Source organism: Staphylococcus sp. 191 (genome assembly GCF_011174885.1).
Lineage (GTDB): Bacteria > Bacillota > Bacilli > Staphylococcales > Staphylococcaceae > Staphylococcus > Staphylococcus coagulans.
This window is the reverse complement of record NZ_PNRJ01000006.1, coordinates 107,383-129,923: the sequence shown is the minus strand read 5'-3', so window position 1 is coordinate 129,923 and position 22,541 is coordinate 107,383. Positions and strand designations below refer to the sequence as shown.

General features: G+C 35.2%; 16 protein-coding genes. 10 read left to right on the top strand and 6 right to left on the bottom strand.

Going from position 1 to position 22,541, the window contains the following annotated elements:
• Positions 1-5 precede the first annotated feature (5 nt).
• Positions 6-824, top strand: coding sequence for a 1,4-dihydroxy-2-naphthoyl-CoA synthase (menB, locus tag C1H58_RS06530; protein WP_165545707.1), 819 nt, complete (start codon positions 6-8; stop codon positions 822-824).
• A gap of 202 nt (positions 825-1,026) precedes the next feature.
• On the opposite strand, the gene C1H58_RS06525 is transcribed toward menB, so the two are convergent.
• Both C1H58_RS06525 and C1H58_RS06520 read right to left on the bottom strand, forming a co-directional pair.
• Positions 1,027-2,205 (bottom strand): aminotransferase class I/II-fold pyridoxal phosphate-dependent enzyme, encoded by a 1,179-nt coding sequence (locus C1H58_RS06525; protein ID WP_165545706.1) that lies wholly within the window; start codon positions 2,203-2,205, stop codon positions 1,027-1,029.
• 123 nt (positions 2,206-2,328) lie between these two features.
• Positions 2,329-3,336, bottom strand: a complete 1,008-nt coding sequence (locus C1H58_RS06520; RefSeq protein WP_165545705.1) for an acyltransferase family protein — start codon at positions 3,334-3,336, stop codon at positions 2,329-2,331.
• Between the two features lie 267 nt (positions 3,337-3,603).
• On the opposite strand from C1H58_RS06520, the gene C1H58_RS06515 reads away from it, so the two are divergent.
• Positions 3,604-5,412: an acyltransferase family protein gene (locus tag C1H58_RS06515; RefSeq protein WP_165545704.1), complete on the top strand. Its 1,809-nt coding sequence runs from the start codon at positions 3,604-3,606 to the stop codon at positions 5,410-5,412.
• 145 nt (positions 5,413-5,557) lie between these two features.
• On the opposite strand, the gene C1H58_RS06510 is transcribed toward C1H58_RS06515, so the two are convergent.
• The 4 genes from C1H58_RS06510 to C1H58_RS06495 form a co-directional block, all read right to left on the bottom strand.
• On the bottom strand, positions 5,558-9,529 hold the full coding sequence (locus C1H58_RS06510; protein ID WP_165545703.1) for a GW dipeptide domain-containing protein: 3,972 nt from the start codon (positions 9,527-9,529) through the stop codon (positions 5,558-5,560).
• Positions 9,530-9,757: 228 nt separating this feature from the next.
• The gene (locus C1H58_RS06505; RefSeq protein WP_165545702.1) at positions 9,758-10,180 is read right to left on the bottom strand and encodes a GNAT family N-acetyltransferase; all 423 of its coding nucleotides are present in this window, start codon (positions 10,178-10,180) and stop codon (positions 9,758-9,760) included.
• Between the two features lie 299 nt (positions 10,181-10,479).
• Entirely contained in the window at positions 10,480-10,950 is a 471-nt protein-coding gene (locus C1H58_RS06500) for a DUF2538 family protein (RefSeq protein WP_050331405.1), read from the bottom strand.
• A 17-nt stretch (positions 10,951-10,967) separates the two neighbouring features.
• Entirely contained in the window at positions 10,968-12,188 is a 1,221-nt protein-coding gene (locus C1H58_RS06495) for an LCP family glycopolymer transferase (RefSeq protein WP_165545701.1), read from the bottom strand.
• Positions 12,189-12,527: 339 nt separating this feature from the next.
• Here C1H58_RS06495 and C1H58_RS06490 point away from each other — a divergent pair, with 339 nt between their 5' ends.
• From C1H58_RS06490 to C1H58_RS06455, 8 genes are all read left to right on the top strand, one after another.
• On the top strand, positions 12,528-14,198 hold the full coding sequence (locus C1H58_RS06490; protein ID WP_165545700.1) for a phospho-sugar mutase: 1,671 nt from the start codon (positions 12,528-12,530) through the stop codon (positions 14,196-14,198).
• Between the two features lie 397 nt (positions 14,199-14,595).
• Positions 14,596-15,858 (top strand): nucleotide sugar dehydrogenase, encoded by a 1,263-nt coding sequence (locus C1H58_RS06485; protein WP_050345847.1) that lies wholly within the window; start codon positions 14,596-14,598, stop codon positions 15,856-15,858.
• Between the two features lie 30 nt (positions 15,859-15,888).
• The gene (locus C1H58_RS06480) at positions 15,889-16,701 is read left to right on the top strand and encodes an ABC transporter permease (RefSeq protein WP_050331402.1); all 813 of its coding nucleotides are present in this window, start codon (positions 15,889-15,891) and stop codon (positions 16,699-16,701) included.
• Between the two features lie 21 nt (positions 16,702-16,722).
• Complete coding sequence (locus tag C1H58_RS06475; RefSeq protein ID WP_060830124.1) at positions 16,723-17,916, top strand: glycosyltransferase family 4 protein; 1,194 nt, start codon at positions 16,723-16,725, stop codon at positions 17,914-17,916.
• Positions 17,917-18,489, top strand: a complete 573-nt coding sequence (locus tag C1H58_RS06470; RefSeq protein WP_050345845.1) for a hypothetical protein — start codon at positions 17,917-17,919, stop codon at positions 18,487-18,489.
• Positions 18,486-21,068 (top strand): glycosyltransferase, encoded by a 2,583-nt coding sequence (locus C1H58_RS06465; RefSeq protein WP_165545699.1) that lies wholly within the window; start codon positions 18,486-18,488, stop codon positions 21,066-21,068. Before C1H58_RS06470 ends, C1H58_RS06465 begins: the two co-directional genes overlap by 4 nt.
• Complete coding sequence (locus C1H58_RS06460) at positions 21,053-22,195, top strand: glycosyltransferase family 4 protein (protein ID WP_165545698.1); 1,143 nt, start codon at positions 21,053-21,055, stop codon at positions 22,193-22,195. Before C1H58_RS06465 ends, C1H58_RS06460 begins: the two co-directional genes overlap by 16 nt.
• Complete coding sequence (locus C1H58_RS06455) at positions 22,182-22,541, top strand: hypothetical protein (protein ID WP_165545697.1); 360 nt, start codon at positions 22,182-22,184, stop codon at positions 22,539-22,541. Before C1H58_RS06460 ends, C1H58_RS06455 begins: the two co-directional genes overlap by 14 nt.

The following is a 22,541-nucleotide window of genomic DNA, read 5'->3' as shown; positions in this document are numbered from 1 at the left end:
CAACCATGGAAAGACAATGGGAAACATTAAAAGAGTATAAAGAAATAAAATACGAATTTTTTGAAGGGATTGCAAAAGTCACAATTAACCGTCCGCATGTACATAATGCATTTACACCTAATACTGTACAAGAAATGATTGATGCTTTCACATGTGCGCGTGATGACGAGCGTGTAGGTGTCATCATTTTAACTGGAGAAGGCGACAAAGCGTTTTGTTCAGGTGGAGATCAAAAAGTACGCGGTCATGGGGGCTACGTTGGAGATGACCAAATCCCACGTTTGAATGTATTAGATTTACAACGTTTAATTCGTGTCATTCCAAAACCGGTTATTGCGATGGTTAAAGGTTATGCTATCGGTGGAGGAAACGTTCTTCAAGTCGTATGTGATTTAACAATTGCTGCAGATAATGCACGTTTTGGACAAACAGGACCAAAAGTGGGTTCATTTGACGCAGGTTATGGTTCAGGCTACCTTGCACGTATCGTAGGACACAAAAAAGCACGTGAAATTTGGTATTTATGTCGTCAGTACGATGCACAACAAGCACTTGACATGGGTATGGCGAATACAGTCGTTCCTTTGGCAGATGTTGAAGATGAAACAGTGAAATGGTGTAAAGAAATCATGCGTCATTCTCCAACAGCTTTACGATTCTTGAAAGCAGCAATGAATGCAGATACAGATGGTTTAGCTGGGTTACAACAATTTGCAGGTGACGCAACACTCTTGTATTACACAACAGATGAAGCAAAAGAAGGCCGAGACGCGTTTAAAGAAAAACGTGATCCTGATTTCGATCAATTCCCTAAATTCCCATAAGTTGAAAAGAAGGAAAAGCGATCAAAAATAAAAACCGATGGACTTTTTGTAATCAATGGGTCCATCGGCTTTTTTTAGGTCGTAAAGAGGAGGATAAACGAGCATTTTTAATTATTCTTAAATCGCTCTGATTTTTAGTGAATAAAGTATTTATAAGTAAACAAGCTTATTCAATATTTTAATGATATGTCGATAATGGTGATTATGAGTTGATTAAACGGTCTGCATATTTGCTTTGTAGGTATTGTCTTAAGCGCGCCATACCTTCTTCTAATGACTTCATATCATAGGCATATGAAATACGGACATAACCTTTTCCATAATCCGTAAAAGAAGATCCAGGAACCATAGCGACGCCAACGGTTTCTAAAACATCGACACAAAAGGCAAAGTCATCATCGGTATAGTTTTGAATGTTAGGAAAGATGTAAAACGCCCCTTCAGGTTGCCCTTCTAATTCAAAGCCCATATCTGTTAATGCTTTAATCAAGAAATCACGTCGCTTTACATAAGCAGCATTCATCGTTTGAGGGGCATCTGTAGCCTCAGTTAAAGCAGCAATCGTAGCCATTTGAGCCGGAACATTGGCACAAATACAATTATAAGCATGCATAAATGTTAAGCGATCTATTAAGTATTGAGGACCAGATAAAAAGCCAATACGGATGCCTGTAGCTGAATGTGACTTGCTTAAACCATTAATCAATAGTAACTGGTCTCGGATGGATTCGTATCGTGCAAACGACGTATGTGTAGCGTGAAATGTATTTTCTGCATAGATTTCATCACTAATAATAAAAATCGACAATGTTTTCAAAGTGTCGACGAGTGCTGTCACTTCTGCTTCAGAAAGTATAGCGCCAGTAGGATTAGATGGGTAATTGAGCAGTATCGCACGTGTCTTTGGCGTGATATGTTGTTTGATGAGTTCTGGTGTCACCTTAAAACCGCTTTGACGCGTATCCATAAATATAGGTGTACCACCGAGCGTCTGAATTAAAGGAATATAGCCAGCATAAACAGGTCCTGGAAGTAAAATTTCATCACCTGGATTGATGATACAACGCAGTACAGTATCTAATGCTTCGGAAGCGCCATTAGTAATAATGATTTCTTCAGGGGCATAATGGATATTGAAACGTGTTTGGTAGTATTGAGAGACTGCTTCACGTGTATCCAATCGTCCCTTATTATGTGAATAAGTCGTCTGATTATTTTCAATGGCTGTTTGATATGCCTTTTTAACAATATCGGGCATATTAAAATCAGGTTGGCCAACTGTAAGGTTGATGACATCATCCAACTGATTAATTCGACTCGAAAATTGTCGGATACTCGGTGCTCTTAAATATTTTGCATATGTATTGAGTTCTAATTTCATTTTTAAATCACGTCCTAAAAAAAGAGAAGTTAACATTTAGAATAACATGTGTACGCATGAGAAGCTATCTAAAATGATAGTCAACGATACGTACACATGATCATGTTCTAAATGGTATCTTCTCTAAAAATAAGGTTTAAACTTTGATGGTCGTTGCAAATTAATCATAGGATTAGTCCATTTCGCCACAAAATCACTCGACCATAACCAAACGATGAAGCATGAAAGTACTATATTGTAAAGTAATCCTAAAATTGGTGTATCAATAAAAGGATAAAATTGGTGGCCACGAATGACACCGATAAATAAGCCATGTAATAAATAAACATACATCGTTCTTGACCCTATATAAGTATACCAATGATGGTGTCTTGGAACTAAATTAAAGAAAGAGAACATCGTGACAAAGATAATACCGTATAAAGATAATCTTTTAAGCGGACTCATCAGTAAATGCATGCCGTCCACGTGTTTATATGGTGTACTTGCTAATAACCAGTCCGCATCAATAGGATGAACGATATAAATTACAAAAAAGCCTACTAAAACTAAAATAGAGATAGGGATAAAACGTTTCATCTTAACGAAATGACTAAATTCAATGTTTAATAAATACCCAACATAAAATATAGGGAAAAATACGAGTGTACGTGACCAACTTAAATAGTCTCCTACATTTGAAGAAAAACCTGCTAATAGTGCTACAATGATGGCGATAGGTAAAACGTAATTAGGTTTAAACTGCCGGACAATAACGATAATGACGTTAAAGAAAAACAGTGTTAATAAAAACCATAGTGCAAAAACAGGTTCAAATGGATCTAAGTCTAACTCACTATTTTTTCCTGTAATAAAATAATAAATTGAAAAGAACGCAAAAAAGATGAGATATGGACCTAACAATTTTTTGCCTACTTTTTCTATGTAACCAGATTTACCCACATTATTGGCGAAATAGCCAGAGATGAATAGAAAGGCGGGCATGTGAAAACTATAAATAAGCAAATATAATGCATTAATCGCAATATGAGTATCAACATAAGGCCTAATTAAATGTCCTAAAACGACAAGAAATATTAAACCAGCACGTGCATTATCAAAAAATGCATCTCTTTTTTTTACAGTTGTCATAAATAGGTGACTCCTTTTAACAATCTCATAGTTAATGTATTATAAATACCTTCAAAAATGCAATGAAAATGTATATATGATAAATTAATAGCATACTTATTTTATACAATGCCCAAACAAAAATAAAAAAGAACTTTGAAGCATAAGATTATTTTATTTTGCAAAACCTCATCGACTCACGGTTTAAATTCTACTATTTTTGTGGTAAATTGAAGGGCGTATATCTATAAATCGTTCCTTAAAAAATTGGAATAGGAGAAATCAGCTATGTCTCATAATAATTTTACTGGAATGAAACGATTGAAGCATCCTCCACGATATTTGCCGGGTTTAGATGGTTTGCGTGCGATTTCAGTTATAGGGATTATCATTTATCATCTTAATTCTCAATGGCTTTCTGGTGGTTTTTTAGGTGTAGATACGTTTTTTGTAATTTCAGGTTATTTAATTACATCATTACTACTATTTGAATATGAAAATTACGGTGAAATCAATTTAGTGAATTTTTGGATTAAACGGTTTAAGCGTTTAATTCCCGCAATGTTATTTGTTACTTTATTTACAGTACTCTACGTCTTAGCATTTGACCCTAAGCTTTTAGAATCAATTAAAGGTGATGCGATAGCAGCTTTACTCTACATCTCAAATTGGTGGTATATTTTCCAAGATGTTGATTATTTTGATCAATTTAAACCTATGCCACTTAAGCATTTATGGTCTTTAGCTGTAGAAGAGCAATTTTATATCTTTTATCCTATGATTTTAATGTTATTTTTTAAATTATTTAGACGAAAAAAATGGGTCGTTGTCGTATTCGCTATCATTTCTATCGCTTCAGCAGCATTAATGTTTTATTTATCCGCACCAGGTGCGAATAACTCACGTACATATTTTGGAACAGATACTCGATTACAAACACTATTATTAGGTGTTATATTTGCATTTGTGTGGCCAGCATTTAAATTGAAATCCAAGCCGCCACAACTTGGGAGAAATCTGATTGATATTTTTGGTATTATCGCATTAGGTGTTTTGTTATGGTTATTCTATGCTGTCAACGAGCAACAGTACTTTTTGTATAGCGGTGGCTTTTACGCCATTTCATTAATGACTTTAGTTATTATTGCAAGTGTAGTGCAACCGTCGGGCTTACTTTCTAGATTTATGGGTAACCCACTTTTCTTATATATTGGTAAAAGATCGTATAGTTTATACTTATGGCATTTTGTCATCGTTACATTTGTACACCATCACTTTGTAGCGGGACAATATCCATTTTACATGTATATTATTGATGTCGTATTAACGTTTGTTATGGCAGAAATTTCTTATCGATTTGTGGAAACACCTTTCAGAAGACATGGTTTTAGAACGTTCTTCCTTAAAGAGAAACCTGTGATTTCAATCATTCGTACACCACTTGTTTTAGCTGCTATTGTGTTAACTGCATTTGTGTTGACTGGACATTTTGATGGTTATGCAAAACAAGAGCAAAAAGCAACGGCTTATAAGACAAATCATAAAACGACTGAAAAACCTAAAAAGCCCGAGCCTGAAAAACAAAACAAAACAACTGATGAAAAATCTTTTGATCCTAAAAAAGAGTCACCTCTATTTATTGGGGATTCATTAACAGTAGGGATGGGCTATTATTTAGATGATCATTATCAAAAACCAACCATTGACGCAGAAGTCGGACGTTCTATGGGTGTTGCCCTCAATGTTGCTAAGAAATATACAGATTACAATAAAGCAGGGCAACCAGTCGTGATTCAAATTGGTACAAATGGAGATTTCAATGAGGCGCAGTTAGAAGAAATCGTGAAAGATTTTGATAAAGCGAATGTTTACCTAATTAATACGACAGTGCCACGTGACTATAAAGATCATGTCAATCAGTTAATGAAAAAAGTCGCTAATAAACATAAGCATGTCACATTAGTGGATTGGAATAAAGTCGGCGTAGGCCATACGGATTACTTTGCTTATGATGGTATTCATTTAGAACATCCAGGTATCCAACGTCTCGTGAAAGAATTAGATCAAGAAATGAAAGATAATCAAGACGATAAATAACGACCAATACAAATTTGAATATCTAAAGTAAATATTATAAGTGTTAAATAGGACCGCTGATTTAAACACCGGTCCTATTTTTAATACAAAAAAGCAAGCCCCAAAAGTGAGGAACCCACCTTTGAGGCTTTTAATATAAGCAATTTTATTTACTTTGACGATATAAATCGATATCGAAGTATTTACCAACTTCACCAATTTGATCATAGAATTGTTTCATACGTTTTGCGTTAAAGTCTGCCCATGCGATATCTGTTGCATATTGATGTGTCGCTGGGTTTTGTGGATTCCAACGCATGCGGTATAACGTGTTTTGACCTGCGTGGATGTAATTTTGACCAATAAATTTAGCGCCGCCGACGATTGCTTTTTTAACAGTATCCCAGCCATATTTTTCAGCTGTTTTAAAGCCACCGCGAATGGCGTCAGTGTCAACTGCCCCGATACCAAACATATTGTAGTATTTTTTAGGACCGTTAGTGATCACTTTATTGTTTTTATCTACGTATCCACCATTTGCTAATTTAGACGTACCGTTTCCAGTTTCTAAAAATGCGTGTGAAATCAAGTAAATTTCATTAATATTATTTGCTTTTGCCGCTTCTGCAAACGCAGCACCTTGGCCAGCTAAGATACCTTTACCTGCGAGTAATCGGTTCAATGCATCTGCACTTAAGCCTTGATATTGATCGAGTTTTAAGAATTGATAAATGCCTGAAGCGCTGTTTTTAATGTTTTGTGTATCCATTGCCGCTTGCACTTCTTGACGGTTTGCATCTTCCCATTTACCTGGTACATGTTGAACTTGTGGTTTGTATGACAATGCCATTTGTTTATTAACGGCTTCTTTTAAAGAAGCGTTAGCATTGTAATATTTAACAAGTAATGAGCGTAAGTCACCAGATTTAATCCAACCTTGTGTACCATTCTCGAAAGTACCGTAAAGCCATGTCACACCATTTACCTTTTGTGTACTTGTCACTTTAAATAATGTTTCATAATACGCATTTAAAGAGCCTAATACTTTCGCATTTGGTTTCGCATAGTAATAGCCATTTCCGCTATAAACAAAGTAATCTTGAGGTTGGCTTAATTTTGTGGCTTTAGTTGCTGAAGTCGACTTAACTGTGTAAGCAGAAGCAACAGGTTTTAAATCTTTAAGATTAATCCAGCCCATTTTATGGTTCACTTGACCGAATAAATAAGTGTCTGGGCCTGCAACAACAGATTTAACGGCACTAAAAGTACGATTTTTTACGGTGCTAGATAGGGCATCGATACGTTGTTTCGCCGTACCCCATGGGATCGAATATAATCCAGCTGTTTTGTCATTAACTTTATATTGACCATGCATTGGTTTTTCAGCACCAAGAGAACGTAGAATCACGTCATTTGCGTTAAACCAACCTAATGGTGTGCGACCGTCAGCGTTTTGTAATAAAACGTAATTGCGATTTTGGTTAGACGCTGTCTTAGCAATTTTGTAAGTACGATCAGTGAATTGGGCAGCATTTTTAGCTGTTTTATCATAGATTGAAGCTCTTATTCCTTCAGTTGATGATTTTAATTGACCAATTTGAGATACACTTTGTGTGGCTTTTTTAGCTGCTTTTTCTTGTGGTTGTGTTAATAATGATTGGTCGATCCATCCAGATAATTGATTAACAGTGCCATAAACGAAAGTTAAGTTTCCAACTTTTTGTGATTTTGTTGCAGCAAAGTTTTGTGCGCTCTTACCAGCGACTTTACCAGCCACTTGTGCGCTAGTGCCCCAAGGGACTTTGTAAAGTGTAGCGCCTGGTTTGATTGTGTAGTTTTGCTTCACGTTTTTAGCCGCTTGACCTGCACGATAGTCAACATCTTTTTGTTGAACCCATCCAACATAAGTGCCCGTTGCATAGTCAGATACAAGATAGAATGATTTTCCATTGAGCGTTGCTTTTTTCTGAACACTTAAAGTTTGATTTGTTGCTGATGTAGGTTGGCCTTTCGCATCGTATACGGTTTTATATAAGCCGTTATTTTTATTATTAATACGACCAAAACCTGAGTCACTCGTCACTTTTAATGGTGAAGAAGGTGCAGTTGTTGATGAAGATGGTGTTTTTACAACGTTACTTGCATCAATCCAACCTGTTAAATTGTTAACTGTACCATAGAGCCAATTTGTATTTGCGACTTTCTGTTCTTTTGTTGCTTTGAAAGCTTGGTTTTTGCTACCGCTAATTGTACCTGTGGCTTGCGCTTTTGTACCCCAAGGCACTTCATAAACAGTTGTACCTGGTTTAACTTGGTATGATTGCTTCACATTCTTTTCAGGTTGTGCACTTTGATAAGTGACATCATTGCTACGTACCCATCCGAGTAAACCATTGTTTTTCGAAGTGGATACAAGATAAAATGATTGACCATTTAGTGTTGCTTTTTTAGTGACTTTTAATGTTACATTTGTTTGATTTGTACGTACACCAGATTGATCATACACTGTTTTGTATAAACCGTTGTTTTTAGATGAGATACGGCTATAACCTGTATTGTCAGTCACTTTTAAATTGTTATTTTGTGGTTTAGGTTTTGATGTTTGACCAGAAGTGCTACCAGCAGGGGAAGCATAGCCCATTTTCACTTGGTATTTTTCATTTATAAGATCATACAATTCATCATAAGAATAACCATGTGCTCTTAAATAGCCGTGTGGGTCTACGTGGTCTGTACCACCTAAATATCTAGAAACAGCGTCATGTGTCCAAACTGTCCCTTTACCGTCATATTCTGCACTATCAGGTTTTAAACCATAGTATTGTAAGTTAGTTGCTGCGTAATCAGCAAAGTTGTTCATTTGACGTGCAAAGGAATTATAGTCATGCACATGAACAAGTTCAATATGAATAAAACGTTGGTTCGCAATAGGGCCAGCACCCCAAGCTAAATAATCAGTTGGTTGCGTTTCAATAATGCGGTTACCATCGATAAATCCATGAACAAAAGCATTTTGATAATTATTTTTCATATATTGTATTTCACTTGTAATTGTTGAATTATCGTTAGCTGTATCATGAACTACGATGCCTTCAGGTCTTCCAACACCGTAGCGATAACCATAGCGTGGAATAAAGCTTGAATAGTCTTCTTCATATTTAGGAACTGTAAATTTTTGTTTTCGTATGTAGTTGTTAATTTGTGATTTGACTTGTGGTTGATATGCTTTAGGTGTAGTGGCTACTGAACGAACTGAATAGTTTGTAGGTTCAAGTTTAACTGTTGCAGGCCCACCTTTACCTCCAACGCGAGGCGGTGTGGGTCCATTTGGATTAGCATTGATATCTACTTTTTCATTTGTTGGTGTAGATTGTTGTTTTACAGTTGGTGTTTTTTCTGCTGAACGTGCAACGACACGTGCTAAATTTTTCTCTTGATTAGATGTAGCAGTAGTTCTCTCTTGTGCGGAAAAAGCTGTTGTATTTGATTGTACTGTTTTAGCCGTTGGTTGCGTGTTGTTAGTTGGTTGTTGCGTATGAGTTGTTGGTTGCTCAGTTGACGCTTGATTACTTTGTTGTCGTACAGTGACATTTTGTGAATCATTTTTCGGTAATGCATCAGAAGGGGATTGCTGTGACTTTGTGACATCTTGTGGTGTCTCTTGTTGTGCATCTGTTTTTTGATCTTGTGCAGCATGATAAGCTTCAGTTGATACTTCAGCTTCGTGATGTGGATCGATTTCTTCAGCAGTATAAGGTGATGCAACAGGTTGTTCAGCTACGTCTGCTTGTGCATGGTCATTTTGAGAAGTTGCTTCTTGTTCAGTAGCTTGTTGCGTAGCTGATGAAGAAGCAGAAGGTTGTTCTAAAAGACTTGAGTCTGCTTTTGGTTGTGTCGGTTTTTCAATTTCAACTTGATTTGGATCTTTATACGCTTGTGTTCCAGAAATCGTAGGAGCTTTCGTTTCGTTCTTGGCCTGATTGGCTTGCTGAACTTGTTGATGCTCGTCTAATATATTTGTTGGTGTTTCTTGCGCTTTTGTTTGTTCAGCTGCATGTGCTTCATGCGCAGTTAATGCAGACCCCGCTAATGTCAATGCAATGATAGTGGGCGTTTTATAACCTAATTTTTTAACCATTTCATTACTCCTTTTAGATAAGTTAATATAAAGTTGATTAATGCCATTATAGAATTAAAGATACAGGAATTGTGCATTTTAACTTGATTGTAATTTAACTTTAATAATTGTCCCCGTTATTTTATGTAGTTCATGCATAATTAGAAATTATAGAATATTTCAAATAAAGTAATATATAAAGTGAAAGTAACCCGTTTTATTATGATGCCCTATTAAACGCTTTCGTAATTAAAGATACTTCTCCATGTAATAATGCGGGATACCTGCATCTAAAAACTGATCGCCATATGCTTGATAGCCTAATGATTCATAAAAGGGAATCGCATGTGTTTGGGCACCTAATTTGAAATGATGAAAACCTTGGCGTTGCGCTTCTTGCTCGAGCGCGCGCATTAATGCCTTACCCGTCCCTTGACCTCTTTCATTTTTCAAAACTGCGACACGTTCAATTTTTGCAATGCCATTCACATCTCGAAAGCGTGCAGTTGCGATAGGTTGATGGTCATCGTTATAGGCAATCATATATTGTGCGGTTGTTTCAAATTCATCAATTTCTTCTTCAAGTGACACCCCTTGTTCTTCTACAAAAACGACCTTTCTGATGTCCAATACATCTTCATATTCATGTTCTGTTTCTACTTTTTTAATCATCGCTGTACCCCTTTCTTATCAATATGATATCGATTTTATCATAAATGATTTTGAATAGACTAAGTATGAAGTAAAATGTATAATCTAAATTTAGACACGTGCAAACAATAGGGGATTCGAATTGTATAACTTCTATCGTGAGCACAATGCTAAAAAACAGGTTGATGTCTTAAACACACATGTCAGACGTCAACCTGTTTTTGTATTTATCGTTATGAAGTCAAAATCGTTATATTATCTGCACATTGTGCGCTGGCAAGAGATTATTAGAACATATTTCGCGTCACTAGGCGCTAAAATTACATTGCATTTTGTCGTACTAGTGCGGTATATTGCCAAAAAATCCGCATTTGAATAATATTCCAATTGTTCATTCCCATTGTATAACCAGAAGGTGTGAAAATGTTAACATCGGTTACTTCTAATGCTGCAGCAACGAGATATTGAATAGGCACACTCAAATTTTGCATCTCTGGTGTTAAACCATTTTCATCATAAACCCATGAAAATGGGAGGGGTGATTCAAAGACATCGATCGCATCAAAAATTTCAGGAAGTGCAACGATATAACACGCGCCATTGATCACCGGGTTATTCTGGCTGTCTGAATAATAAAGTAGGAGTGCTTCATAATTTTCACGATGTGCATGATTCACATAAAATAACTCTTGTCGAAAATGCGCCATGTCTTTACTGTGAATGATTTGTTGCTCTAACATGTTGAATATCCCATTGATTTGCATGATTTTGTCGTGTGTAGGGCGTGGCATGTATAGGCACCTCCTTATTAATAAAATGTATTGTTATTTTGAGATGGGTCTGGAACCCCTTGTGACTGTTGCGGTAAAGCAGGCTGTTGACTTGGTGCTTGTTCAGTAACAGCGGGCTGATTTTGATTATTTGCCGGTGATGCTTGACTATCACCATTTTGTTGTTCTGATGATGTGTTATCTTTTTGTGATTTTTGGTGTCCTTTTAATAGCTGATCATCGATTTCTGTTAATGGTGGAATTTCACCGTAAAAGGACTTCGCACGTTGTAACAGAAAATCGCTTTTATTTTTAAGCGGTCTTAATTCTAAATCTTCCCGTAATAAGTTCGATGTCTTAATTAAATCATCTACGTCAGGATTAATGTAGTAAATGCCGTTAAGCAATTCATTTTCACCTTTAAGTTGTTGAGATTTGATTGTGACATCATTCGCTAAATAGTTTGTTGCAAGTGCACGAATTTCAGAGTAATTTAAGTTATGTTTAGAATTTTTTCCTACAATTTCAATAATATCATCTAATTTGTGTAAAGAATTTGTCTCTTGCGCTTTGCGGAAGAGAATTTTTAAAACTTCCATTTGTCTTTCGCCACGTTTTAAGTCAGAGTCTTGTTTACGTGTGCGTGTGATTGCGAGTGCTTCGTCGCCGTTTAATTTTTGCTTGCCTTTTTTCAGCTTGATGCGACCTTTATCTTTAGTGTTTGGTTCATTGAGATCGTATGGCACATTATATTCAATACCACCAAGCTCATCAACTGTATCAGCAAAAGCATCCATATTAATACGAACATAATAATCAACAGGGACATTAAGCTCAGTTTCCACCGCATCCATTGAAGATTCTGGTCCACCATATGCATGTGCATGTGTAATCTTGTCAAAGTAACCGACTTTTGGAATGTAGCTCAAAGTATCACGTGGGATACTCAGTAAACGGATTTGATGTTTATCAGGATTTAAAGTGGATAAAATCATTGCATCTGTACGTGAATGTTCCGTACTTTGTCCGTTTTCTCTTCGTGAACTACTGTCATCAATACCTAAAAACAATATTGAAACAGGTTCCTTTGCAGCATTGACTTTACTATCTCTTAATTTAGATTGACGCTCATCAGTGTGAGAAAATGAATCGTCAAAAGCATGTTTCGATGAATTAAATAGAATAAACGCAAAAATTGTAGGAACAATTACAAGCATTAAAGCAAGTAAGTACAACAGATATTTGAGACCTTTATTCATAATAAATTGCTCCTAAAAAGATATTTTTAACATATGATTATATATTGTAATGCAATTGATTGTAAGATTTCAATCATTTCAGATGCACCGTTTCGAAATAAATTGTTTTTTCATGTGTAGGACTTCGTGTTGGTGTATAATGGAGTTAATAATGAAAGAAGTGGGACATCATATGATCTTTATTGATGATTGTACCAAAATCGATGCACGCGCTGTTGATGACTGGAGGTTGTGTTGTTTTATACAAAGCTTTCCTCAAGCGTGGTATCTTGTTGCAATTTTGAGATTGCAAAATCGTTTTGATTCTGTCCCACCCCAATGATAAAGAGCAAAATAAGGATGGTGGATTTTTTGAAAGCACAATGGATGTCACATCTTGATGAAAGTTTAGTTAAACCCTTTTATGAAGAGCAAACAAAGGAAGAACAAGAAGCGGGCTTTGAAGATGTTTTAACTTTTGGTACCGCTGGAATTCGGAGCACGTTTGGTCTCGGTCCAGGTCGTTTAAACAAGTTTACAATACGTAAAGTGGCATTAGGACTCGCACAATATTTAAAACAAAAAAATGAGCATCCAACAGTTGTGATTCACTTTGATACACGATTTTTATCACATGAATTTTCTCAAGAAATTGCACGTGTATTAGCAACTGAAGGTGTTAGCGTAGTATTAGCAGATACTTATAAATCAACACCGGAGTTGTCATTTGCTGTACGCGAGTTAAAAGCAACAGCAGGTGTCATGATTACAGCAAGTCATAATCCAAGTCATTATAATGGTATTAAAATTTATGGTTCAGATGGGGGACAATTATTACCTAAGGCATCTGAAGACTTGAGCCAATATATTAATGCAATTGAATCTCCATTAGAAATTGAAGCACGAGATTTCAATTCGTTGAAAAAAGAAAAATTGATTACGTCTTTGCCTACTGAAGTGACTGAGGCGTATAAGCAAGGTGTTAAAGATTTAGTTGGCACAATTGAAGAAAACAATGCACGTGTCGTATTGACAAGTTTGCATGGGACAAGCTTACCCATAGCCGCAGACATACTCACAGAGCTTGGATTTGATAACTATGTCATTGAGACAACTCAGTCAGAACCAGATGGCAGATTTCCAACTGTTAAAAGTGCTAATCCTGAAGAAGAAGCTGCGTTTGAATTTGGCAAGCGTTTAGCAGAACAAGAAAATGCATCACTTATCATTGCTACAGATCCAGATGCAGACCGATTCGGGTTTGTTGAGCGCTATGAAGACGGCTCAACACGTTATTTTAATGGAAATGAAATTGGCTTGATATTACTTAAATTACGTTATCAACAGCTGCAAACATCAGGCAACGCGTTCTACATGGTTAAATCAATCGTTACGGGCGCTTTGAGTGAGGTATTAGCATCAGCATTAGATATTAAAGTTGTGAACGTTTTGACAGGATTTAAATATATTTCTGAAGAGTTAGAACTTCGTCAACAGCAAAATGATGACGCGCAGTTGGTGTTAGCGTTTGAAGAGAGCCATGGTTATTTAGCGAAAGATTTATCAAGAGATAAAGATGCAATTCAGTTTATCCCTTTACTCGTTAAATATAAACAGCTATTGTATCAAAAGGGTCTCACATTTAAAGTGGTACTCGAAGATATTTATAAAGAAATTGGTCGCTATGAAGATTTAACGCTTTCGCCGTCTTTTGAAGGACCAAAAGGTAGACAAAAAATAGAGGCCATGATGACTCATTTTAGAAATGATACAAGTGAACATATTGTAGGATTAAAAGTAAAAACAAAAGAAGATTATTTAACGCAAAAGACAACACATCTTCCAACAGGTGAAGAGACTGCAATCATGTTGCCACAAGCGGATTTAATTCGTTACACATTTGATGAAGGCTTTATTGCATTAAGACCTTCAGGGACAGAGCCAAAAATAAAAATTTATTTTTCACTTAATGTGCCTGATTTTAAAGCGCTAGTCAACAACTTTAAAGCATTGTATTTAGCTGAGTCATAATATTTTGTTGTTTAACATAATAAAAATGATGAAGGTAACGTAATTTCGCACATTCACCCTAGCATTTATAAGGTTGTCACAAACACTATATTTAATCTTTTATCACTTTGTCTATTAGCAAACGATAAACCTCTGAAGGAATAACGCATTGTTATTTCTTTTGAGGTTTTTTTGTGCTTAAAAAATTGATCTATTTATAAAAATATTAAAGAGATGTAAAGAATGTTAAAAATAATTTTAGCCCAGTCTAAGATAATGTAAATTTAATAATAAATTTGTATTTTTAATTGAAATTAGACCGAATTTACTTAAAGATTAATATAGATTTAATAATTTAAATAAAAATCAGTTAGATGTGATGGAATGATTAAACTATAGAGAAGAAAGGTGTATGAGCGTGAAATTAACTACAATTGGTTTAGGTTATATTGGTTTACCAACATCTATTATGTTTGCAAAACATGGGGTGGAAGTGCTAGGTGTGGATATTAATCCTCAAGCGGTAGCAAGTTTAAATCAAGGACAAATCCATATCGAAGAGCCTGGATTACAAGAAGCATTTGAGGCTGTATTGGAAAAAGGGAATTTTAAAGCATCTCAAACGCCTGAAGAAGCGGATGTTTTTATCATTGCGGTTCCAACACCTAACAACGATGATACGTATGAATCATGTGATATTTCAATTGTGATGCGTGCACTTGAAAGTATTGTACCTTATTTGAAATCTGGAAACACAGTGATTGTGGAATCAACGATAGCACCGCGCACAATTGATGACCATGTCAAACCATTTCTTGAGCAACAAGGCTATACGATTGGTGAGGATTTATATTTAGTACATTGTCCTGAACGTGTCCTCCCAGGAAAAATTTTAGAAGAACTTGTACATAATAATCGGATTATAGGGGGCGTCACACCTGCATGTGTGGAAGCGGGCAAAAATGTTTATCGCACTTTTGTTCAAGGAGAAATGATTGAAACAAATGCACGTACTGCTGAAATGAGTAAGCTAATGGAGAATACGTATCGTGATTTGAATATTGCATTAGCCAATGAGCTAGCAAAGATTAGCAATCATTTAAACATTAATGTACTTGATGTCATTGAAATGGCAAACAAACATCCAAGAGTTAATATTCATTGGCCTGGACCTGGAGTAGGTGGCCACTGTTTAGCAGTAGATCCTTATTTTATTATTGCGAAAGATCCTGAACACTCTCCATTAATTCAAACAGGTCGTAAAATTAATCGTTCGATGCCACAGTTTGTCGTGGGTCATGTGAAAAAGATTTTACAAACAGTGAATGGTCATAAGGTTACTGTTTTTGGTTTAACGTATAAAGGTGATGTTGATGATATACGTGAATCGCCTGCATTTGATATTTATGAATTATTAAAAGCAATCGAAGGATTAGATGTTGTCGCGTACGATCCTCACGTTCAATTGGACTTTGTTGAAAAAGACATCGCAAAGGCTGTAGAGGGCTCATCCCTTGTCATTGTCTTAAGTGATCATTCGGAATTTAAAATACTTAAAGACCAAGACTTTAGTTCAATGAAAGATAAGTTGATACTTGATACAAAAAATGTCATACCGAACACTTTTAATGAAGTTAAATACTTCAACTACGGTAATTTATATGAAATAGAAAGTATGTGAAGACTTTTATAAAGATAGTAGGTTATAAGTGTGAATATATTATTTATGATTTTAAAAGAACAAGTTGGAAATTGGCAAAAAATACTTCAATTAGCAGCATATAATATGAAATCTCAGTATTCTAACCACTATCTCGGTGTGTTTTGGAATATTTTACAACCTATGATGCAAGTCGGCGTGTATTATTTAATCTTTGGATTAGGTTTAAGAGGTGGAGGAAACCATTTAGTGGATGGTGTGCCTTTCATCGTTCATTTAATTTCTGGTTTATTTCCTTGGCTCTTCATTTCTCAAAGTATTAATTCAGGCGCCAATGCGATTCAATCTAATCTAGAGTTAGTGACGAAAATGAAATTTCCATCCTCTGTCTTATTATCGATTTCATTCACCAATACATTGTTTAATCTGTGCTTTATGACCATGATTTTATTTGTCATTTCTATTGTTAATGGTTATGTTGCGATTTGGAAGTACTTTATATTTCTTTATTTTATTTTCGCTGCATTTCCAGCAATTTTTGGGATTTCTTTATTAATGAGTTCACTTGTCATTGTTGTCAGAGATACAAAAAACCTTTTGCAAAATATATTGAGATTAGGTTTTTTCATGACACCTATATTTTGGAGTCTTAATTCTGCACAGCCTATTTTACAAAAAATAGCTAAATTAAATCCTTTTACTTATTTAGTAGAAGTCTATAGAAGTGCTTTTTTAACAAGTCCACATTTGCTATATGGGACAATGGCAGATCATTTTTACTATTGGACGTTTACATTGTTGATGTTAATTTTAGGGGCTTTAGTACATCAAAGATTTAAAGACCGATTATTAGATTTTTTATAGCACAATGCAGAAGGAGCAGGTATGAAATACAAAATTTTATTAATCAGTCAAAATTTTTATCCAGAACTTGGATCAGCAGCAAATAGGATGAAAAATATATTTGAGCAACTTCAGAAAAAGGGATTTAATCCGATGATTGTGACAACAGATCCATCCTATCCCAATAGAGAGATCTTTAAAAATAAGCGTTATTTCGATAATAATGCTTTAAATCAACTTGAAGGCACACAAATCCATCGCATCCAGATGAGATTTGATAAACAACATCCGAATTTAGTTTATCGCTTGCTTTACTATCTTGAGTTGACAGTTAAATTAAAATATTATCTTAAAAGATTAGAAGGTTTTGAAAATATATTTGTTAGTAGTCCTAATATATTTATGGCTTGGGCCACTCTGTTTTTCAAAAAGAATAAGACAGCGAAATATTTTCTAGAAATTAGAGATTTATGGCCTGACAGCTTTTTAGATATTGGGAAATTTAAACTCAAATATTCAAAGCCCATTCTAAAGTTTCTAGAAAAAGAAATGTATAAACAAGCGGATGATGTGGTGATTAACAATCCTTTTTTTGAGACCTATATTAAAAATATGATTGGTAACAACAAGCATTTTATTTATATGCCAAATGCCATTACTAAAAGTGAAGTTCAACCTACCAATAAATTAGAGGCATTTTCAGTCATCTATACAGGTAATATTGGTTATGCACAAGATGTGGAACAATTAATCTCGATTGCGCGACAGCTTAACGCAAAAAAAGTCCATTTTACAGCCATTGTTTATGGTGTAAAAGCAGACCGATTTAGAAGCGCTGTCAAACAGGAGCGTATGCATTATGTTCATCTTATTCCTCCGTTAAAAAGAGAGGAATGTTTAGCAATGATTTCAACCCATCATGTTTCACTATCTATTTTAAAAAATACACCTGTATTTATGAATGTGATGCCTGGCAAAATTGTTGATAGCATATGTTCAGGTACACCGGTTGTCAGTAATTTAGGAGAAACGGTGTGTGATTTAATACAACAAAGCGGCGTAGGCTTTTCAAAAGAAAATGCCTCATCGAAAGAAATCGTTAACTATATTTTAGAACTGAAAAATAATCCACAACTATTGAAACAAACCATCGATAATACGCAAAGTTTAAGAGACGCGGATTTTATATGGGAAAACAACATCGAACAGTTAACACAAAGGTTGAGGAGGGGTTAAATGGAAGCGAACTTTAAACAATTCATCTCTGGAACATCGTATGAAGGCGCTTATGTAAGATTAAAGTCTAAGAAAGTTCCAATCTATCAAGACGAAGCGATGACAATGCCATTTGAATTAAATGATCCAACCTCAAAGTTATATCAAGTGTTATATGAATATAAACAGTCAACTAAGCTTGCTTTGAAACAGGGCGAGCTTGAGCTTTATGTGAATAAAAATGATGTACAGTTAATGTTATTTTTACACGTTGATTTACACTTAAATGAGATTCATCTTGCTTATTTTGATCAAAAATGGAAGCAAGTTTATCTTGGGAATCAAAATGAACCGTTCGATTATCAAGTCAATGATGTGGGGTACTTAATCGCAAATCATTTAAAAATCCTCATGTGCATTCAAAGAAAGCAACAACTTAATGTTGTAAAAAAATTGCTCGGAGATACGATTGAAAAACGACAATCCATAACGCAATTGATGGAACAAAATAACACATTAAAAGACAGATACTTGAAGTTACGCAATTCAAAATTGGGAAAAATTCAGATTAAATGGTGGGAGAGGCTCAAATGAATTTTAGAGCGATAAAATATTTATTATTTGGCAATCCTAAACCGTTCCAAATGACGAGAGAAAAGATTGACTTCAAAAAAGAAGAACTCACAGCACTCCAAAATATTGCGGACGTTATAGAAGAAGATGAGAGTAAAGGGTTATACGAAATCTATCGATCCCATGCTTTAAAACCTTACGTTGACTATATTCGTACCTATCATCAAGTAGGGAAAGGGGATCAAAATTCATCTTTTGACTTAGTGAACATGCCAGAACAGACCTTATTAAATCAAGAGAGGTTGCCTTTAAATGTAGGCATTGTCGCAGATACATTTTTATATGATGCTTTAAAAGGGGCTTGTAATTTAATTTACATTAATGAAAAACATAAGGATGAACACTATGATTTAGTCATTGTTGCATCAACTTGGAAAGGCATAGATGGTTATTGGGAAGGAAATACGAACGTTTATAGTGAAAAATATAAAGAACTGAAAAGGCTTGTTAAAAATTTTCAAGATAGAGAGATTCCTATCGTATTTTTTAATAAGGAGGATCCTATTAATTTTGAGATCTTTCAATCCCATGCACAATGGTTTGAATATGTGATAACGACGGAACAAGAGTTTGTGTCAGTTTATAAGGAAAAATTACGCATTGCAAAGGTGAAACAGATGCAGTTTCCAATCAATCCTCGAATCCATCATCCGATAGCGTCCAGCCGAGATGTTGCGGATAAAAAAATTGTTTTTGCAGGATCTTGGCTAGATAAATATGAAGAACGTGCGGCGGATATACAAACGATTTTGGAAGGCGTCATTCAAAATGACTGGGATTTGACTATTTATGATCGAAATCTATGGACAAATAAAAAGAAGTATCAGTTTCCAGCAGCATTCTTACCCTATATTGCTGCACCGTTAAGCCATATGAATACGATGAAAATGCATCGTGCCTATCCATTTGCTATTAATGTGAATACAATTAAATATTCCCAGAGTATGTGCGCGAACCGAATTTTCGAGTTACAAGGCATGGGCGTGTTCTTGCTATCGAATTATAACGCTTTTGTGAATGCCCATTATCCACAGATACAGATGGTTTTTGAGCCAAAAGATGTGAAGAAAATTAATCGATTAGATCCCGTTTTAATCAAAAGAGCACAATCCATCGGTATTCAAAAGGTTATGCTTTCAACAGCGCATCAGTTGAAGTGGTTGGACGACGTCAGTCAATTCATCGGATTGTCTAGCCAAAGTTCAAATCTTCCTGAGATTACGGTAGTTATCGAGGAAGCGGATACGAAAGCAATGGAAATGTTTGAAGCTCAAACTTATGAATTGAAAACATGTGTATCCTTTACGGACGACATTCGTACAGATTACTATACGTTTTTCTCATCCGATTTCAACTATGATCCCGAATACTTGAGTGACTTTGCAGCCGCTTTTATGTATACCGATGTCCAATTTATTACCAAAAAAACGGAAGGATATCGATGGGTGAGTGGTTATGAGAACCGCTATTTAACAGTTTTTAATCAACAGCATGACAATAATCAACAAGGCTTTGCATTAGACATGACATTTGTAGACAGCAAGAATCAAATTGAAGCAGAACTATCTGTGAAACCTGAACTCAGTGTGATCGTGCCTGTTCATAACAATGGCACGCATTTAGAGCATAAATGTTTGCGTTCAATCATAAGTCATCCTTTATTTCCAAAATTAGAAGTTATTCTTGTTGATGATGGGTCAACGGATTGTTACACACGAAACTTAATGGAAATGTATAGTCAATGGTACAAAAATATTGAAGTGATTCATTTAAGTGAAGCTTCAGGGAGCGCTTCGACGCCAAGAAACATAGGGATTGATTATGCGAAGAGTGACCTGATTACTTTTCTAGATCCTGATAATGAATGGATTGGAGAAGGAATTGACCGTTTGTTTGAGGAAATGACACAAAATGATGAGATCGATGTTGTCATTGGCAACATGTTAAAAGTAGACCAAACTGAAACGAAAAAACATGACTATTATCAACAATTTGTTCATGTCGTGCATGCGGATATGACGCGACAGACACACCAATTTTTACATGATATGAAGCTTAAGACAGCTAGTATTCAAGCGCTCATTGTTAGGAAGTCTTTATTAAAAAAACATCAAATTAAAATGGTGCCGGGTGCTTTAGGACAAGATTCATTGTTCTTTTTAACAGTGATTCATCATGCGCAAGTGCTCAAAGTGGTTGATGCTACAGTGCATGTCTACTACGCAGGGATTGCCAATTCGATGACGAATCAAATTTCTGAACAATTTTTTAGAAAATATTATTTAGTTGAGCGGGAAAAGGTGAAATTTCTTAAACAGCATGGCTATTTATCAACATATATGAATCATCGTTTTAATTACTATGTTAAGCATTGGTATATTTCAAGGATAAATAGAGCGACAGAGAAAGATCCGAATGTGTTGAAAGCATTTTTAGCCATCATTGATTTATATCAACATTTTGATCGTCCGTATGATGCGGAATTAGTAGATGAAATTGAAATGATGAAGAACGAGGTGAAAGAATGGGGTATTTACTGATAACCAATGCATATCCAAACAAAGATAAAATATATGCGAATGCTTTCATTCATCGAAGAGTCAAAGGTTACTTAGCACGAGGACTCGATGTAACGGTTGTTATTTTTACGACTAAAATCAAAAGAGATGAATACTTTGATGGTGTAAAAATCATGTATATGGATGAGGCACAATTATACAATCACCTATTATATTACCGTTACGAAAAGCTGCTATTCCATTTTATTAATTATAAAATGTTTAACGCAGTAGAACGCTTAAAAGTAAAGCCGAATGTTGTTGTCTGGTTACACGGCTTTGAAGCTGAGGCATGGTATACACGTTATTATAATTACTTATCCTCACCAGGATCACTAAAAGCACAACTGCAGAAAAAAGAACATTATTATCCAGTTCAAAAAGCTTTTTTGAAAAAATTAATGACACGGCAAGATATGCATGTACAGTTTATTTATGTCTCTGAAAGGTTTAAGACATTGTATGTAGATCCATTTGTAGGTGTTGAGCCTGAAAACTTTGAAATCATACCGAATATGATTGATGCAGATTTATTTCCTTATCACGAAAAAACAAAAGAGGATCGCTTTCATATTGTAACGATTCGGCCCTTTACTGCTAAAAACTATGCCAATGATTTAACAGTGAAAGTGATACAACAATTAGCTAAGAAGAAATATTTTAAGAAGCTCCAGTTTTCAATTTATGGTGATGGACCCCTGTTTGAAGAAATTACAAAACCTCTTCAAAATAAGAAGAATGTTAATTTGAATCAGATGTTTATTCCGCAAAATGAGATCTCAAGTATCCATCGAGAAAATGGCATTTATTTAGGACCTAGTCGCCATGATTCTCAAGGTGTATCAATTAATGAAGCAATGAGTTCAGGATTAGTTCCCATTTCGAATGAGATTGGTGGCATCCCCAATTTTATTCAGCAAGCAGTATCAGGGTTTTTAGCACCACGAAATGATGTTGATGAAATGGTCGCTTATATTGATTTTTTAATTCAACATCCAAAAGTATTTTTAGAAATGAGTAGAAACGCATCCGAAATGATACAAAGTATAACAGGTTCAGATGTTGTACTTCAAAAAGAACTTGAGGTGATTACAAATGGGGAATATTAATTATCAAGCCGCATATGAATATCTAGAATCACAATTAGAAGACATCATGCTCGAAACAGCATACTTACTCGATCATAATCCAGCAACTTTGAAAATCGATGATATCGTAACGCATCAGGAAAAAGAAGGCGAAATTGATGTAACAATATGTAGTTCGGGAGAAAAAATGAAATATGCACTCTACATTTATAAAAAGGGTGAATCAGTAGCGATTGATAAAATCATGTATCAAGTTCAAAACCATTTTCAACTCGAATTAGAACCTGGTAAATATAGAATCAAAGCCTTTGTACAACAAAACGATCATCAAAAAGTATCAAAATCAAAGGAAATGAGAGTCTATTAA

Coding starts and splice junctions, on each gene's coding strand:
- menB (WP_165545707.1), top strand. CDS start 6: ATGGAAAGACAATGGGAAACATTAAAAGAGTATAAAGAAATAAAATAC.
- C1H58_RS06525 (WP_165545706.1), bottom strand. CDS start 2,205: ATGAAATTAGAACTCAATACATATGCAAAATATTTAAGAGCACCGAGT.
- C1H58_RS06520 (WP_165545705.1), bottom strand. CDS start 3,336: ATGACAACTGTAAAAAAAAGAGATGCATTTTTTGATAATGCACGTGCT.
- C1H58_RS06515 (WP_165545704.1), top strand. CDS start 3,604: ATGTCTCATAATAATTTTACTGGAATGAAACGATTGAAGCATCCTCCA.
- C1H58_RS06510 (WP_165545703.1), bottom strand. CDS start 9,529: ATGGTTAAAAAATTAGGTTATAAAACGCCCACTATCATTGCATTGACA.
- C1H58_RS06505 (WP_165545702.1), bottom strand. CDS start 10,180: ATGATTAAAAAAGTAGAAACAGAACATGAATATGAAGATGTATTGGAC.
- C1H58_RS06500 (WP_050331405.1), bottom strand. CDS start 10,950: ATGCCACGCCCTACACACGACAAAATCATGCAAATCAATGGGATATTC.
- C1H58_RS06495 (WP_165545701.1), bottom strand. CDS start 12,188: ATGAATAAAGGTCTCAAATATCTGTTGTACTTACTTGCTTTAATGCTT.
- C1H58_RS06490 (WP_165545700.1), top strand. CDS start 12,528: ATGGTGGATTTTTTGAAAGCACAATGGATGTCACATCTTGATGAAAGT.
- C1H58_RS06475 (WP_060830124.1), top strand. CDS start 16,723: ATGAAATACAAAATTTTATTAATCAGTCAAAATTTTTATCCAGAACTT.
- C1H58_RS06470 (WP_050345845.1), top strand. CDS start 17,917: ATGGAAGCGAACTTTAAACAATTCATCTCTGGAACATCGTATGAAGGC.
- C1H58_RS06465 (WP_165545699.1), top strand. CDS start 18,486: ATGAATTTTAGAGCGATAAAATATTTATTATTTGGCAATCCTAAACCG.
- C1H58_RS06460 (WP_165545698.1), top strand. CDS start 21,053: ATGGGGTATTTACTGATAACCAATGCATATCCAAACAAAGATAAAATA.
- C1H58_RS06455 (WP_165545697.1), top strand. CDS start 22,182: ATGGGGAATATTAATTATCAAGCCGCATATGAATATCTAGAATCACAA.